This is a genomic window from Mesorhizobium sp. M7A.F.Ca.US.011.01.1.1, from assembly GCF_003998295.1.
In the GTDB taxonomy this organism is placed as follows: domain Bacteria; phylum Pseudomonadota; class Alphaproteobacteria; order Rhizobiales; family Rhizobiaceae; genus Mesorhizobium.
In genome coordinates this window covers 125774-141183 of sequence record NZ_RZRT01000001.1, presented here as the reverse complement: position 1 = coordinate 141183, position 15410 = coordinate 125774, and the positions used below count along the sequence as shown (strand labels likewise).

The 15410-nt window shown below is 62.5% G+C and carries 16 protein-coding genes; 11 read left to right on the top strand and 5 right to left on the bottom strand.

The window, feature by feature from the left end:
* Nucleotides 1-50: 50 nt before the first annotated feature.
* Nucleotides 51-716, top strand: a complete 666-nt coding sequence (locus tag EOA13_RS00710; RefSeq protein ID WP_127288854.1) for a GntR family transcriptional regulator — start codon at nucleotides 51-53, stop codon at nucleotides 714-716.
* Nucleotides 717-801: 85 nt separating this feature from the next.
* Nucleotides 802-1062 carry a DUF982 domain-containing protein gene (locus EOA13_RS00705; RefSeq protein ID WP_013532263.1) on the top strand — a complete coding sequence of 87 codons (261 nt, stop codon included), beginning with the start codon at nucleotides 802-804 and terminating at the stop codon, nucleotides 1060-1062.
* Between the two features lie 54 nt (nucleotides 1063-1116).
* Here the strand turns inward: EOA13_RS00705 and EOA13_RS00700 are convergent, their stop codons facing one another.
* A complete protein-coding gene (locus tag EOA13_RS00700) occupies nucleotides 1117-1269 on the bottom strand; it encodes a hypothetical protein (RefSeq protein ID WP_013532262.1) in 153 nt (50 codons plus the stop codon).
* Between the two features lie 175 nt (nucleotides 1270-1444).
* Entirely contained in the window at nucleotides 1445-2488 is a 1044-nt protein-coding gene (locus EOA13_RS00695) for an aldo/keto reductase (RefSeq protein ID WP_127288852.1), read from the bottom strand.
* A gap of 270 nt (nucleotides 2489-2758) precedes the next feature.
* Between EOA13_RS00695 and ppk2 the strand changes: the two genes are divergently transcribed.
* Nucleotides 2759-3679 (top strand): polyphosphate kinase 2, encoded by a 921-nt coding sequence (gene ppk2 / locus EOA13_RS00690; RefSeq protein ID WP_127288850.1) that lies wholly within the window; start codon nucleotides 2759-2761, stop codon nucleotides 3677-3679.
* Between the two features lie 238 nt (nucleotides 3680-3917).
* Here ppk2 and EOA13_RS00685 read toward each other — a convergent pair whose 3' ends face one another.
* The 3 genes from EOA13_RS00685 to EOA13_RS00675 all read right to left on the bottom strand — a co-directional run bounded on the left by EOA13_RS00685 (nucleotide 3918) and on the right by EOA13_RS00675 (nucleotide 6680).
* Nucleotides 3918-4565 (bottom strand): dihydrofolate reductase family protein, encoded by a 648-nt coding sequence (locus EOA13_RS00685; RefSeq protein ID WP_127288848.1) that lies wholly within the window; start codon nucleotides 4563-4565, stop codon nucleotides 3918-3920.
* 218 nt (nucleotides 4566-4783) lie between these two features.
* Complete coding sequence (gene hemB, locus EOA13_RS00680; RefSeq protein ID WP_127288846.1) at nucleotides 4784-5815, bottom strand: porphobilinogen synthase; 1032 nt, start codon at nucleotides 5813-5815, stop codon at nucleotides 4784-4786.
* A gap of 88 nt (nucleotides 5816-5903) precedes the next feature.
* A complete protein-coding gene (locus EOA13_RS00675) occupies nucleotides 5904-6680 on the bottom strand; it encodes a DUF2066 domain-containing protein (RefSeq protein ID WP_245490277.1) in 777 nt (258 codons plus the stop codon).
* A 247-nt stretch (nucleotides 6681-6927) separates the two neighbouring features.
* On the opposite strand from EOA13_RS00675, the gene EOA13_RS00670 reads away from it, so the two are divergent.
* From EOA13_RS00670 to EOA13_RS00635, 8 genes are all read left to right on the top strand, one after another.
* Nucleotides 6928-7971 (top strand): enoyl-CoA hydratase/isomerase family protein, encoded by a 1044-nt coding sequence (locus tag EOA13_RS00670; RefSeq protein WP_127288842.1) that lies wholly within the window; start codon nucleotides 6928-6930, stop codon nucleotides 7969-7971.
* Entirely contained in the window at nucleotides 7968-8390 is a 423-nt protein-coding gene (locus EOA13_RS00665; protein WP_023810222.1) for a DUF6163 family protein, read from the top strand. The genes EOA13_RS00670 and EOA13_RS00665 overlap by 4 nt, the downstream gene beginning before the upstream one ends.
* Before the next feature lie 238 nt (nucleotides 8391-8628).
* Nucleotides 8629-9144 carry a winged helix DNA-binding protein gene (locus EOA13_RS00660; RefSeq protein ID WP_127288840.1) on the top strand — a complete coding sequence of 172 codons (516 nt, stop codon included), beginning with the start codon at nucleotides 8629-8631 and terminating at the stop codon, nucleotides 9142-9144.
* A 176-nt stretch (nucleotides 9145-9320) separates the two neighbouring features.
* Complete coding sequence (locus tag EOA13_RS00655; protein ID WP_127288838.1) at nucleotides 9321-9719, top strand: hypothetical protein; 399 nt, start codon at nucleotides 9321-9323, stop codon at nucleotides 9717-9719.
* A 362-nt stretch (nucleotides 9720-10081) separates the two neighbouring features.
* Entirely contained in the window at nucleotides 10082-11335 is a 1254-nt protein-coding gene (locus EOA13_RS00650; RefSeq protein WP_023810224.1) for a L,D-transpeptidase family protein, read from the top strand.
* A gap of 135 nt (nucleotides 11336-11470) precedes the next feature.
* The gene (locus EOA13_RS00645; RefSeq protein ID WP_127288836.1) at nucleotides 11471-13117 is read left to right on the top strand and encodes a Na+/H+ antiporter; all 1647 of its coding nucleotides are present in this window, start codon (nucleotides 11471-11473) and stop codon (nucleotides 13115-13117) included.
* Between the two features lie 178 nt (nucleotides 13118-13295).
* Complete coding sequence (glyA, locus tag EOA13_RS00640) at nucleotides 13296-14609, top strand: serine hydroxymethyltransferase (RefSeq protein WP_127288834.1); 1314 nt, start codon at nucleotides 13296-13298, stop codon at nucleotides 14607-14609.
* A 76-nt stretch (nucleotides 14610-14685) separates the two neighbouring features.
* Entirely contained in the window at nucleotides 14686-15336 is a 651-nt protein-coding gene (locus EOA13_RS00635; protein ID WP_127288832.1) for a hypothetical protein, read from the top strand.
* Nucleotides 15337-15410: the final 74 nt, after the last annotated feature.

Sequence of the window (15410 nt, the reverse complement as noted above, 5' to 3'; positions counted from 1 at the left end):
AACGTCGTCAAACGGTCCGAAGCCATAACGACCGGAAACCGGGAGCAAAAATGTCGCAGATGCAGAGCGTCGAGAAACAGCTTCGGCAAATGATCCTGGGCCTCGAGATCGGTCCCGGCGAGAAGCTGACCGAGCGCTGGATCGAGAGCCGCTTCGGCGCGTCGCGAACCCCGGTCAGGGCAGCACTGCTGCGGCTTGAGACCGAGGGCCTGGTTGGCAGGGACGGGCGCGGCTGGACGGTGTCGCCCATCAATCTGGCTGAACTCGAGCAGATCGCCGTCTATAGGGAAGCAGTCGAGGTTGCGGCACTTCGCCTGACATGCAGCCTGGCGGACCGGAGCGCCGTCGATGTCATCGAGGCGATGCTGGAGTCCTGCGACAACGACACGCCGCGCGAGGAATGGCACCGCGTCGGCATGGATTTTCACATCGAACTGGCGCGCCTGTCGGGCAACGAATTCCTGTTTAAGGCGGTCCGCGATGCCATGACGCGTCTGTCGCGGGCGCGCTGGCTGGAGGTTCGCGACGAAGCGGCCCTTGCCCGCGCCTGGGCTGAACATCGCGCCATTCTGGCGGCCACGCGCCTTGGCGACGCCGATGAAGCCGCGCGCCTGCTCTCGGGCCACATTGTCGGCAGCCGCGACCGGCTGGTGACGTCGCTGGCCAATGATCGGCGTGGTCTTCGCGCCAGAGGCTTTGCCGTCGTTGCTGCTTAAAGGTAGATGAAGGGCGCAAAGCGGCGTCTTGACGTATGCGCACTTTCGCCTCGCTTCGCAGACGCCGATGGCGTAAGGAGCGGCGATGGAAAACAACCGATTTGAAACACCTGTGACTGTGAAGTCAGTCGCGGCGGGAAGCACTCAGCTCTTGCGCACGGCGCGTGAGGCTTCCGACTACCTCCTCAACAGCTGGCCCGGCAAGCGCAGCCCCAAGCATCGCGCGGCCCTGCAAGCCTGCCATGACGCACTCGCCGGCGACAAGCCGGCGATGAACGCCAGGCGCGCCTTCATCGCGGCAGCGCGTGAAGTGGACGTCTTCGTCAGCGACAAGGCGCCGGCCTGACTTCAGGCGACAATCCGAATTGAGGCGCGGCCCGCATCTGCGGGCCGTTTGCCGTCACTTTGCCGTTTCGGTTTCGGCTTCGGTTTCGTCCTCGGGCTTCGAACGTTCCCTCGCTGCAACCTTGGCTGCCAGCTTCTCGGCCTTCTTGGCCGCCTTCTGGCGGTCGCGTTCCTTGCGTTCCTGGTCGTAATTTGGTGGTCGCGCCATATCGGCTCCTTTTCACTGCCTCGCGGCTCTGGTCCTGCCTAGGAGCATTAGCCGTCAAACACAACAGCTGAAGCGATAGTGCGTCGATGATGGCCAGGCTTGCAAGATGCGCGTCGCAATCAAGCGGCCAGGCCCATCATTGCGGTGACGATACCTATCGCCGTCGATTTGCTGATCAGATGCCGCTTCGGTCAATCACCAGATCGGCGGCACCAAAACGGTCCTTTGCCGTCAGCTGCTGGTGCCAGTAGGGATAGAGCAAGGGCGGCCGGCTGACCGCGTCGAGGCGCTCGCGCTCCTCGCCGGAAAGCACCAGGCTTGCCGCCGCGATGTTGTCCCGGAACTGCGTTTCCGCCCTGCCGCCGATCACCAGCGAACTGACGGCCGGCCGGCCGAGCAGCCAGGCCAGCGCCACCTGCGCTGCCGACACGCCGCGCTGCGTGCCGATCTCGACCAGCACATCGACGATCCGCCACAGCCGGTCCTCGTCGCGGATCGGCGGTTCGGACCAGCCGGCGAGCTGCCGGGCGGTGGGGCTGTCACGGCGGTATTTGCCCGACAGCAATCCGCCGGCAAGCGGGCTCCAGACCAGAACGCCCAACCCCTGGTCGACGGAAATCGGCAGCAGTTCGTACTCCGCCTCGCGCGCTTCCAGCGTGTAATGGATCTGCTGCGTGACGAAGCGCGGCTGATGATGGCTGTCGCTGATGCCGAGCGCCTTCATCACCTGCCAGCCGGAATAGTTGGAGCAGCCGACATAGCGGACCTTGCCCTGGGCAACCAGCGTGTCGAGCGCCGCGATGGTTTCCTCCAGCGGTGTCACACCATCCCATTCGTGCAGGAAATAGATGTCGATGACGTCGGTCCTGAGCCGCTTCAGGCTCTTCTCGCATTCGCGGATCAGGTGATGGCGCGACAGGCCTTCATCGTTGGGACCTTTGCCGATCCGCATCCGTGCCTTGGAGGCGATCAGCACGTCGCCCTTGCGCTTGCCGCCGAGCGCTTCGCCGATGATTTCTTCCGACATGCCGTTCGAATAGACATTGGCGGTGTCGATGACATTGATGCCGGCGTCGATGCAGAGATCGATCATCCGGCGCGCCTCGTCGAGGTCGGTCTTGCCGACAGCCGAAAATGCACCGGCGCCGCCGAAAGTCATGGTGCCCATGGTCAGCGTCGATACTTTCAGGCCGGAACGGCCGAGAGTGCGGTATTCCATGTCGGTCCTCGCGATTGCATTGAGAAGGGGTTGGGAAGGGCGCCCGAATGTGGCTGCTATTTGTAGGACAATTTGCGCGGTATGTCTCCATGCCAGGGCGGCGGATCGATCATGCCTCGCGGGTTTTTGCAGTGATGGCGATCAGGTCAGGCTGCAATAAAACCGTCATTGCGGGCCTATATTGAAGTCGGCTCAGGCGTTGCCGTTCCGGGCTGTAAGCCGGGAGTTTGGGGCGCCGATCGACAGAGCTTGCAAGTGGAGCAGCCGATAATGACCGAGCTAAAACAGAATTCTGGGGCCAGGGATTGGCTTGAAGCCGAACTCGCCGACACGCTCGACGAAGACTATGAGCTCGAAATGTCGGAGCCGGCGCTGTCGATGGAGATCGCCAAGATCTACAAGAATTCGCATCCGCCTTCGATCGATCGCATGCAATATTTTCGCGACCTGATCAGCCTGCAGTCCGAATTGATCAAGCTGCAGTCCTGGGTCGCCTACCACAAGAAGAAGCTGGTGGTGATCTTCGAGGGACGCGACTCGGCCGGCAAGGGCGGTGTCATCAAGCGCATCACCCAGCGGCTCAACCCTCGCATCTGCCGTGTCGTGGCACTGCCGGCACCGACCGAGCGCGAAAAGTCGCAATGGTATTTCCAGCGCTATGTCCCGCATCTGCCGGCCGGCGGCGAGATCGTGCTGTTCGACCGCTCATGGTACAACCGCTCGGGCGTCGAGCGGGTGATGGGCTTTGCCCAGCCCGATCAGGTCGAAGAATTCTTTCACGACGTGCCGGAGTTCGAGCGCATGCTGGTCCGCTCGGGCATTACCGTGGTCAAATACTGGTTCTCGATCACCGACGAGGAACAGCAGATGCGCTTCCTGATGCGCATCCATGATCCGATGAAGCAGTGGAAACTGTCGCCGATGGACCTGCAGTCGCGCGTGCGCTGGGAGCAATACACCAAGGCCAAGGAAGAGACCTTCGCCCGCACCAACATCTCGGAAGCGCCCTGGTTCATCGTCGAGGGCAACGACAAGAAGCGCGCGCGGCTGAACTGCATCGACCATCTGCTCAAGCAATTGCCCTACGAGGAGGTGCCGCACGAGGAGATCACGCTGCCGGAGCGCGTCTTCAACCCCGAATACGAACGCCAAGTGCTGCCGCGCGAGCTTTACGTGCCGGAGAAGTATTGATGGATCGCTCCCTTCTCCCCGTCTCTATACGGGGAGAAGGTGCCGGCAGGCGGATGAGGGGCGGCGCCGACTTCGGCCGTTGAGTCTGAAAAATTCGCAATGCTGGCAGAGCGCTATTCTGCTGTTATATTGCCCTCGATGGCGTTTTGGGCGCCATACTATTCGGCTGGCTGGCGCCGCCCCTCATTGCCCTGCCGGGCATTTCTCCCCGTATAGTGACGGGGAGAAAGAGCTGTAACTACGCCCGCTTGATGATGACGTGCGTGGCGAGCGGCGTCGCCACCTGCTCGTTGCAGACATAACCGAGCTTGAGCATGTCGAGGTCGGCAAAAAGGTTCTCGCCCGTGCCCAGCAGCACCGGCGCGATCGCCAGATGCATCTCGTCGATCAGTTTTTCCTGCAGATATTGCCGGATGGTGGCGACGCCGCCGCCGACCCGCACGTCCTTGCCGCCAGCGGCAGCCTTAGCCTGTTCAAGAGCTGAATGGATACCGTCAGTGACGAAGTGGAAAGTGGTGCCGCCCTCCATCGTGATCGGTTCCCGCTCGTGATGGGTGAGCACGAAAACCGGCACATGATAGGGCGGGTTGTCGCCCCACCAGCCCTTCCAGCTGTCGTCAGGCCACTCGCCGCGGATCGGTCCGAACATGTTTCGGCCGAGGATCCAGGCGCCGACATTTTCGAAGCTGCGCGCCGCGAACGCCTCGTTGACGTCGGTGGTGTCGCCATCTTGTCCGAGCACCATCTCTCGGAAGGTGCGGGTGTCGACAAACCACTTGTGCAAGGATTCCCCACCGACGCCGAGCGGATTTTGCAGATCCTGATCGGGACCGGCGCCATAGCCGTCGAGCGACAGGGTGAAAGCGTTGACGCGAAGTTTGGACATGCGAGCCTCCTCGGTAACCGATTGTATTTTGCAAGCAGTTGTTTTGTATCAAACTGATTGTGAATTGCAAGCGGTATTTCAAGCGCGAACGAAGCCCAAGTAGGGGGTCAAGCGACCCCCGCTATGGATTCCCCGGCCAGGAGCCGGAAATTGGTAGGGATGTAGAAGCGGATTCGCCGACATTGGTTGCCGCGACCGGTCATCGTCGGGAAGAGAAATCACCCCTTGAGCAGCTCCGCCACTTCGGGCGCGAAATAGGTCAAAATGCCGTCGCAGCCGGCGCGCTTGAAGGCGAGCAGCGATTCCAGCATTGCCTTCTCGCCGTCGATCCAGCCATTGGCGCCTGCCGCCTTGATCATCGAATATTCGCCCGACACCTGGTAGGCGAAGGTCGGCATCTGGAACTCGTCTTTCAGCCGCCGGATGATGTCGAGATAGGGCAGGCCGGGCTTGACCATCAGCATGTCGGCGCCCTCGGCAATGTCCTGTTCGGCCTCTCTCACCGCTTCGTCGGAATTGGCATGGTCGATGTAATAGGTCTTCTTGTCGCCCTTGAGCAGACCGGCGGTGCCCACCGCCTCGCGATAGGGACCGTAGAAGGCCGAGGCGAATTTGGTCGCATAGGACATGATCGCGACGTCCTGAAAACCATTGGCGTCAAGCGCGTCCCGGATGGCGCCGATGCGGCCGTCCATCATGTCGGACGGCGCGATGATGTCGGCACCGGCGGCGGCCTGGATGACAGCAGCGGCGGTCACCTGTTCCACTGTCTCGTCGTTGACGATGATGCCGTCGCGCAGGATGCCGTCATGGCCGTGGCTGGTGAACGGGTCGAGCGCTGCGTCGGTGATGATGCCGATCTGCGGCACCGCATCCTTGATCGCACGGGTGGCGCGGTTGATGACATTGTTGGGATCGAGGATGTGCGAGCCGGTCTGGTCGCGCAGCGAGATGTCGACATTGGGGAAGGTGGCGAGTGCCGGAATGCCGAGTTTTGCCGCGCGCTCGGCCTCCTTGACGGCGAGATCGATCGACAGGCGGAAGACGCCGGGCATGGCGGCGATCGGCTCGCGGACACCCTTGCCCTCGACGACGAAGATCGGCCAGATCAGGTCGTCAACGGAGAGCCTGTTCTCCTGCACGAGACGGCGCGACCAGTCGGCCTTGCGCATGCGGCGCAGACGGCGGCTGCCGGTGATCTCGTCGACGCCGCGCGCGCCGGCGGGCTTTGCGGGGGTGAATTTGTTCATCGCCAATACTCTCGTTCGGGCAGGCTTTTACCACGAGCTCCCGCCGCTGACCAATGCGGCACGATTGTGCCAGCGACGCGGTCGAGGTCTATTCGGGTTGCCCATTGCCTGACAGAATTTGTGCTGCGCCCCTGATGGCGACACGGAAAGCCTCGTCGAAGCCGACACCGCGCACCTGCCAGATGTAGGTCTTGCCGGCCATGGCCAGCCGCCAGTCGGCGATCCAGCCCAGTTCCTTGTCGCTCCAGATGAGACTGCCGGAAAGCGCTTGGTCGGCGCCGGCCTTCTTCGCGAGTGTGTCGAGCTTTGTCATCTGGGCATTGCGAAGCGCCCGATCGTCCAATCCGGCCTGCGCCAGCTGTGCTGCCGTGGGAAAAGCCACCTGCATGGCCAGCGGTACGGCGGCATTGCCGAACGATTCGCGCATCGGCATGCCACGGTCGCCATCGGCATCGAGCGCGTAATGCATTGTTCCGCGCTCCGTCGCCAAAAACACCGCCAGCCGTGGCCGCGCGGTCAGCCATGGCCTGCTGCCGAGCGAAGCAAGCACCGGGTCGATCACTTCAGGCTTGTACTGGCAGTAAAGGTTGTGAGGCCGGTCGTAGGTGCCTTGATCGTCATGGTTGGGAATGCCTTCCATGCGGTCGCGGTAGCGAAAGCCAGCGACGAAGCTGCCGGCCTTATCATGCAATACCGTCATTTCAGGTTTCGCCGGCAGGCGCTGATCACCGGAAACCCGCACCAGAACCGCGTCGAGACAGCGCTTGAAGCCGGACTGGCGGTTCTTCTCGTACTTGCCGTTGACGATGGTCTGCGAACTGTAGAGGTCTTCCAAAGTCCCCGCCATGACAGGGTGAACAGCCAAGCAGATGCTCAGCCCAATTGCCACCGGCGCAAAGCGTGAAAATCGAGTCATAACCAATCGTCCCGTTCGAAGACCCGCCAGAGCTGCGCTGCAATGAACTCTATCCAGTTTTTCAGTATTGCAGCTCGATTTTTAGTACCGGCTCCTGGTCCGGGCCAGAGCTTGCACCGGTGTGCTCGCCATTGACGCACCCATGCGCCACGCTTTAGCACTTCAGTCCCGGCGGCCGGGGGAGGGATTCTTCACGATGGATTTTGGCGGAGGCGACGAGATCCGCTTCGAACATCTGGGCCGGGCCGGCGTCGTCACCTTGACGCGGCCGCAGGCGCTCAATGCCTTGACGCACCGCATGATCGGGGCGCTCGACGCTGCTCTTTCCGCCTGGGAGGCCGACCAGGGCATCGACGTCATCGTCGTCAAGGCAGAGGGCAGGGCCTTTTCGGCCGGCGGCGATATCCTGCATGTCTATGAGACAGGCCGGGCGGGAAAACCGCCGGTCGAGTTCTTCGCCGACGAATATCGCCTCAACGCCCGCATCAACAGTTATAGGAAACCTTACGTGGCCCTGATTGACGGCATCGTCATGGGCGGTGGTGTCGGCATCTCCTTCCACGGCTCGCACCGGGTGATGACCGAGAATGCCCAATTTGCCATGCCGGAAGTCGGCATCGGCTTCTTTCCGGATGTTGGCGCCAGCCACCTGCTGCCTGACCTCGGCGGCTCCTTCGGTATGTATCTGGCGCTGACCGGCAATCGCATCCGCTATGGCGATGCGCTGTGGTCGGGGCTGGCCACCCATACCATCAAGGCCGAGGACCAGGCTGGCTTCCTCGACCGGCTGGCGCTGACCGGCGATCCGGAATCGGTGCTGCGCGGCTTCTTCGTGCAGGCAAGGCGAGAAACCGACAGGCCGACGCTGGAGGCGATTGTTCGCCATTTTTCGCAACCGTCCCTGAACCGCGTCATCGACAGCCTCGAGCGTGCGGCCGCCGCCGATGAGTTCGCGGCAAAGACACTGGCGACGATCCGCACCCGCTCGCCGACCAGCCTGCGCGTCGCCTGGCGGCAGATCAGCGCCGGACTGACGCTGTCCATGGAAGCCTGCATGAAAATGGAGTTCCGCATCCTCAATCGGATGCTCGCCGGCCATGATTTCTACGAAGGTATCCGCGCCGCCATCATCGACAAGGGCTCGAAGCCGCAATGGCGGCCGGCAAGCCTCGCTGCGGTCAGCGAAGCGGATGTCGACGCCTATTTCGCCCCGCTCGGCGAACGGGAACTCTTGATATGAGCGAGGTGACCTCGAGGCGCGTCGTGCTCCAGCCCTCCGGGGTGGAGGTGATCTTCGCCTGGTTCCAGCGCGTCATATCGGGCTACTGTCTGCTGTTCGGCATTCTCTACTGGATCAGGTTGATCGGCTTTTATCCGGGTACGCTGTGGCGGTTCGACCTGATGCCCGTGCACTGGCAGGTCGCGGCGGTGGTGCTTGCCGTGTTCTTCCCCTTTGCCGCTGCCGGCCTGTGGATGCTGGCGTCCTGGGGCCCGGTGATCTGGTTCATTTGCGCGGTGACCGAGACGGTCATGTATGCCGGCTTTCCCGAGCTATTCGGCCATCGCTTGCTGATTGTCGTCTCGCATGCGGCGGTGGCGGTGCTCTACATTGTCTTCCGCGTCGTCATCTACCTGCAGAAGCGCCCGGTCCGCCACTAAGCCGTTGAACCCATTGGCGGCCCGGCTGTCGCCTCGAATGAGCCCCGCAATCGTTGCCGAAATCTTTAGGTTAATTATCCTTGCTCGGGTGACCGTTCGTTAAGCCTCTTGCGAAACCTCTTACCGGTAAGCTCTTGTTAGCCCTAGCGTTTAAGTCGAATTTTATGAGTATTCGATAGTGTCGCCATCAAGGTGAAAAACAAAAAATCACCAGGGCGACAAACGAGAGGCAAAGACAATGATCAATTCGCGTCCGGCGGCGAAGACCGCCAACGTATCCGACGATCGCCGCGAGGCTATCCGTTCCCTGTACATGGAATCGCTGCAGCTTGTTGAGCGGCTGCACCGCCGCCTGCTTGATGTGATCAAGGACGAATTCGACCGCAACGGCCGTTCCGACATCAATGCCATCCAGGCGCTGCTGCTGTTCAATATAGGCAATTCCGAGCTGACCGCCGGCGAGCTGCGCTCGCGTGGCTACTATCTCGGCTCGAACGTCTCCTACAATCTGAAGAAGCTGGTCGATCTCGGCTTCATCAACCACCAGCGCTCGCGCATCGACCGCCGTTCGGTCCGTGTCTCGCTGACGCCGAAGGGCAACGAGGTGGCCGAGGTCGTCGCCGGACTCTACGAGCGTCATGTCGGCTCGATCGAACAGGTCGGCGGCATCAACGCCGACGAGTTCAAGCAGATGAACCGCGCTTTGCAGCGGCTCGACCGCTTCTGGAACGACACCATCGCCTACCGGATGTAAGGCGCTGCATCGGATCCGGCCCGCGCCACAGAAGCGCGGCCGAAATATCGACCTTCAGTCAGGGCCGGTGCCGAGAGGCATCGGCCTTTTCTTTTCCTGATCCCAAAGCCCAAATATCCGGCCAGGTTTGCTTTCGCTGCAGCAGTGCCTAATGTCACGGCCTGGAGGGGCGCGTCATGAGTGAGGGAAAACGCTCGAAGATTTGCTCGGTTGCCGCAGTGCTTTTGTTGGTCTCGCAAACGGCTTTTGCCGAGGAGTGGTGGAAGGATTCTTTCGCTGGGGAAGGCAGCGAGCCCTGTGACAACAATGACTCGATAGTGACGTTTACCGACAAAGCAATGGAGATGTGGGAGGTCCGCTGCACGTTGGACAAGGTTCAGAAGATCAACCGCCTGGATGTCGTCATCCTGGATATGACGTGTACGGATGGCGAGAGCACAGACAAGAGGCGGGAGCTGCTGCTCAAACTCGAGGACAACAAAGTCCTGCGCTACCCCCAGCATGAGGTGTTGCAACGATGTTCGGAATTGAAGGCGAAGCCAGGTCCGGGCCCAAAGGTTGAAACCTCACACTGAGGGATCGTGAGGATAGGCAGCGCGTCTCGTGGAGCGGCCGAACCGCCGTCTGCTTGACGCGATCAAGGATGCCGATCGATACCGAAAAAGCACGGGCCTTTCATTTCGCTGCGGCGCCCGATGCAAATCGCGGGCCAAGGCCACGTTGCCGCCATATTCCAATGGAACCGAGAGTGGCAGTGATGCTGGTGTGAAGACCATGCGTTCACCCGCAATCCGTATCGCGCCTGGGCGCTGTCACACCAAGGTGATACGGAGCATGGTTGGCTAATTGTTAAGATTGCCAATTTTACAGTGCGGGCGAGATCGCCCGGTGATCAACGCAGCAAGTGATCGAACTGCTACAAATGTCTGGAACGTCCATGAGAACCAGCCGTCGTTTTTTCCTCTCCGGAGCCTCCGCGCTCGCAGCCGCGGTGGTCGCCGGCGGCGCCAATGCGCAGGATGTGATCGGTGATATCCTGAAATCCTCAGCGCGCGGCAATTGGGACGACCAGTTCGACGCCCGCGCCAGCGAGGGCGGCAAGGTGGCCTCGACGCTGCCGATCTTCAGCCCGCAGACCGTCGCCTTCACGGAACAGGCGGTCGGGCAATACCAGAACATTGTCGGGCAGGGTGGCTGGGTCGAGGTTCCCGCGACCAAGAAGCTGCAGCTTGGCGTCGACGACCCGGATGTGGTGCCGTTGCGCAAGCGGCTGATGGTTTCCGGCGACCTGTCGCAGAGCGCCGGCATTTCGACGGCTTTCGATTCCTATGTCGACTCGGCGGTCAAGCGCTTCCAGCTGCGTCACGGCCTGCCTGCCGATGGTGCGCTCGGCAAATACACCTATGCGGCGATGAACGTTTCGGCGCAGATCCGGCTTGGCCAGTTGCAGACCAATCTGCAGCGGCTGCGCGAGAAGGCCGGCACGCTGGGCAGCCGCTACGTGCTGGTCGACATACCGGCAGCGCAGGTCGAAGCGGTAGAGAACGACCGTGTCGTGCTTCGCCACACCGCGATCGTCGGCAAGATCGACCGGCAGACGCCGATCGTCAATTCCAAGATCAACGAGATCATCGTCAATCCATACTGGAACGCGCCCGTCTCGATCGTGCGCAAGGACATCATTCCGCTGATGCGGAAAAATCCCGATTATCTCAAGAACAGCCACATCCGCCTGTTCGCGCCCGATGGCAGCGAAGTCGATCCGATGAATGTGGACTGGTCGACCGACGACGCCGCCAAGTACCGGTTCCGCCAGGATCCCGGCTCGGAAAACGCCATGGCCTCGGTGAAGATCAATTTCCCGAGCCCTGACGGCGTCTACATGCACGACACGCCGCAGCAGAGCCTGTTCGGCAAGATGCTGCGTTTCGATTCCTCGGGCTGCGTGCGCGTGCAGAATGTGCGCGACCTCGTCACCTGGATCCTGCGCGACACGCCCGGCTGGGATCGCCAGCATTTCGAGGCGGCGATCAAGACCGGTGAAAACACGCCGATCCAGGTCACCAATCCGGTGCCGGTCCACTTCCTCTATCTCTCGGCCTGGTCGACCGGTCCGGGCGTGGTGCAGTTCCGCGACGACGTCTACGCGCTTGATGGCAACAACGAACTGCAGATCACGTCTGCGCTGTAAGCATTTGATTCTTATCTAAAAAGGCCGCCTCTCAGGGCGGCCTTTTTATTGATTGGGGGGCCGCGGCGTTTTTCACGGGACGGGCGGCTGGACGGATCGGCCGGCTTTGGTCGGCGGAAAGCCTGGAACCGGACCATGGAAGTCGCCGTCTTCATTCTGGTCGTGCTCGTCTTCGTGGCGCTTTCCGGCGCTCTGGTTCGCCTGGTGCGGGTGCCGTTGCCGGTGCTGCAGATTGCGATCGGTGCCGCGCTCGCCTGGCCGGTGCGCGGCATCCATGTCGAGATCAATCCGGAACTGTTTCTGCTGGTATTCATTCCGCCGCTGCTGTTCGGCGATGCCTATGGCGCGCCGAAGCGTGAATTGATGGCGCTGCGCGGACCGATCCTCGATCTTGCCATAGGGCTCGTCTTCTTCACCATCGTCGGCTTCGGCTACGCCTTGCACTGGCTGGTGCCGAGCATCCCGCTGGTCGTCGCTTTCGCGCTCGCCGCGGTGCTGTCGCCGACCGACGCGGTGGCCGTGTCCTCGATCGTCGACAGAAATGTCGTCCCGGCGCGGCTGATGCACATTCTGGAAGGCGAGTCGCTGCTCAACGATGCGTCGGGGCTGGTCATGTTCCGCTTTGCCGTCGCGGCGGTGCTGACCGGCAGCTTTTCCCTTGCCGCGGCTTCGCTCAGTTTTCTCTATGCCGTGGCGATCGGCATCCTGATCGGCGTGGCGGCGCTGTTCGTTGCCGCCAAGCTGCTGCAACTGCTCAACCGGATCGGCGGCGTGCCGGCCGAGGCGCAGGTGCTGGTGATGGTCCTGCTGCCCTTCATCGCCTATCTCGGCGCCGAGCATGTCGGAGCTTCCGGCATCCTGGCGGCTGTTACCGCCGGCCTGCTCACCGGCGGCTCCGGCGTGTTTCGCTTCCTCGGTGTCTCGGCGCGCATGCAGACGATGTCGCTGTGGACGACGCTTTCCTTCGTTTTCAACGGCGCTCTCTTCATCGTGCTCGGCCTGCAGCTTCCCGACATCATCCGCCATGTGCCGCCGGAACTCATGAGCCTGCACCCGATCATCCAGCCGATCGCGACCGTCATCGCGCTGACGCTGTGCCTGATCGCGTTGCGCTTCCTGTGGATCTGGGTGGGCGATATCGCGGCCGGCATCGCCGCGCGTCTGGGCAAGCGCAAGGTGGAGCCGTTCGGGTTGCGCGTGCGGCTTGCCGGTTCGGTGGCCGGCGTGCGCGGCGCCATTACGCTGGCCGGCATCCTGTCACTGCCGCTCGCCATGCCGGACGGCTCGCCGTTTCCGGCGCGCGACTTGGTCATTTTTCTGGCCGCCGGCGTCATCATCTGCTCGCTGGTCATCGCCAGCCTCGCTCTGCCGACGATCGCCAGGGGGCTGGTCGAGCCCGGTGAGGATGCCGGCGCCGCCGAGGAGCGCCTGGCGCGCGTCGGCGCCGCCAAGGCGGCAATCGCGCGCATCGAGAGCATTGCCGGAGCCGCTGATGATGAGGGAGGCGAGGTGCCCGGCGCCAGGCTTGCCGCCGCCGAGAACATCGTCGCCGGCTACCGGCGCCGCATCGCCGCCTCGGACGAAGCCGATGAGGCCCGCGCTGAGGCGCGCGAAGCCGGAAGGCTGGAACTCGAATTGAGATCTGCCGGCATCGAAGCCGAGCGCGAGGCCGTGCGCGCCATGTTTCGCAGCGGCGAGATCAACGACCATACGTCGCAGGCGCTGTTTGCCGAAATCACGCTTACCGAGGCACTGCTGAAAGGCCGCAAGGCGAGGAAATAGCCTCTTGTTGCCTCGCTGGCGCAAACCGGCCAGCAAATTTCGCGCCGCAAACGTGGCGGGGCGAAAACAACTGTGTTAATGGCCCGGCAAATGCAAGTCGCCCAAAAGTGTGCAGCGGTTTTGGGGCAACGACTTGCATAAATCGAAAATTGCCCCCGAACCCCGAGGATTTCAGGCCATGGCAACAGCAGCGGCAGTGTCGAACAAATTCGAATCCTTCTTCGAAACCACGCTGGAAGATGCCGATCCGGAGATTTTTGGCGCCATCCGCAACGAACTCGGCCGCCAGCGCCACGAGATCGAGCTGATCGCCTCGGAAAACATTGTGTCCCGCGCCGTGCTTGAGGCGCAGGGCTCGATCATGACCAACAAATATGCCGAGGGCTATCCCGGCAAGCGCTATTATGGCGGCTGCCAGTTCGTCGACGTGGCCGAGGAACTGGCCATCGAGCGCGCCAAGAAGCTGTTCGGCTGCAACTTCGCCAACGTCCAGCCGAATTCCGGCAGCCAGATGAACCAGGCGGTGTTCCTGGCGCTCTTGCAGCCGGGCGACACGTTCATGGGCCTCGACCTCAATTCCGGCGGCCATCTGACCCACGGTTCGCCGGTCAACATGAGCGGCAAATGGTTCAAGGTCGTCTCCTACGGCGTGCGCCAGGACGACCATCTGCTCGACATGGACGCCATCGAGAAGACCGCCCATGAGACCAGGCCGAAGCTGATCCTGGCCGGCGGCACCGCCTATTCGCGCGTCTGGGACTGGAAGCGGTTTCGCGAGATCGCCGACGCGGTCGGCGCCTATCTGATGGTCGACATGGCGCACATCGCCGGCCTGGTCGCCGGCGGCGTGCATCCGTCGCCGCTGCCGCATGCCCATGTCGTGACCACCACGACGCATAAATCGCTGCGCGGCCCGCGCGGCGGCATGATCCTGTGCAATGACGAGGACATCGCCAAGAAGATGAATTCGGCGGTGTTCCCCGGCTTGCAGGGCGGCCCGCTGATGCATGTCATCGCCGCCAAGGCGGTTGCCTTCGGTGAAGCGCTGAAGCCGAGCTTCAAGGTCTATGCCGAGAGCGTCGCCGCCAACGCCAAGGCGTTGGCCTCCAGCCTCAAGGAGACTGGTCTCGACATCGTCTCCGGCGGCACCGACAACCATCTCATGCTGGTCGACCTCAGGCCCAAGAACGCCACCGGCAAGCGCGCCGAGGCGGCGCTGGGCCGCGCCAACATCACCTGCAACAAGAACGGCATCCCGTTCGACCCGGAAAAGCCGTTCGTCACCTCGGGTGTGCGTCTCGGCACCCCGGCCGGCACCACGCGCGGCTTCGGCCAGGCCGAATTCCGCGAGATCGGCAAGCTGATCGCCGAAGTGCTGGACGGTCTCAAGGTTGCGAATTCCGACGAGGGCAATGCCGCTGTCGAAGCTGCGGTCAAGGCCAAGGTCGTGGCGCTGACCGATCGCTTCCCGCTCTATCCCTATCTCGGCTGACGCGATAGGAAGTCTTACCGCCTGCTGCAACGACAAGCGTCATTTCAGCAGGCCGGGGCGACCGGCAGGAGCCTTGATGATGCGACCGTTTCGTTTCGCCGACCTTAGCGCCGTTGGCGCTCTGGCTGCTTTGATCGCCGTGCCTTTCCCCGGCATCGCCTTGGCGCAAACCGCCCCTGCTCAAGCCGCGCCCGCGCAACCCGCACCTCAGGCCGAGCCGGCGGCGCCCGCCCAGGCGGCACCCAAGCTGGAAACTTTCGGCAGATGGTCGACCCTGGTCGACGAGGTCGACACCGGTGAGGATCTGCGCAAGACCTGTGCTGCCTCGACCGCCTTTATCGGCGCGGGCGGCGTGCCCGGTACCTTGACGCTCGTCATCACGAACGGCGATGCACTGCCGCCGGATGCCTACCCGTCCGTAACGATCGCCCTCGACAACAAGGATCTGCCGGCGGGCAAGTCCGTCGCCGCCACCTTCGGCGACGACAAGGGCCGTGTCGCCGCAAAACTCCATTCTGATGGCGCCGTCAACGGCCGGCTCAGCTGGACCGTGGACAACCAGGCCAAGACCAGCCTGGCGCTCCTGCGCGCCATGCGGCGGGCATCGGTGCTTGACGTCTCCTTCGGCGACGTGCCGGTTGGAAGCATATCCATGGACGGCTTCACCAAGGCCTATCGCAGTCTCGGCACATCATGCGGATTTCCGACCGCCGACGTCGCTCCCTGAAGACATCGGTACGCTGTGCGGCCGCCTGGCGAGGCTGGCAATCCTGCTTGCGCCTCGCTATCTCTGTGCGACGA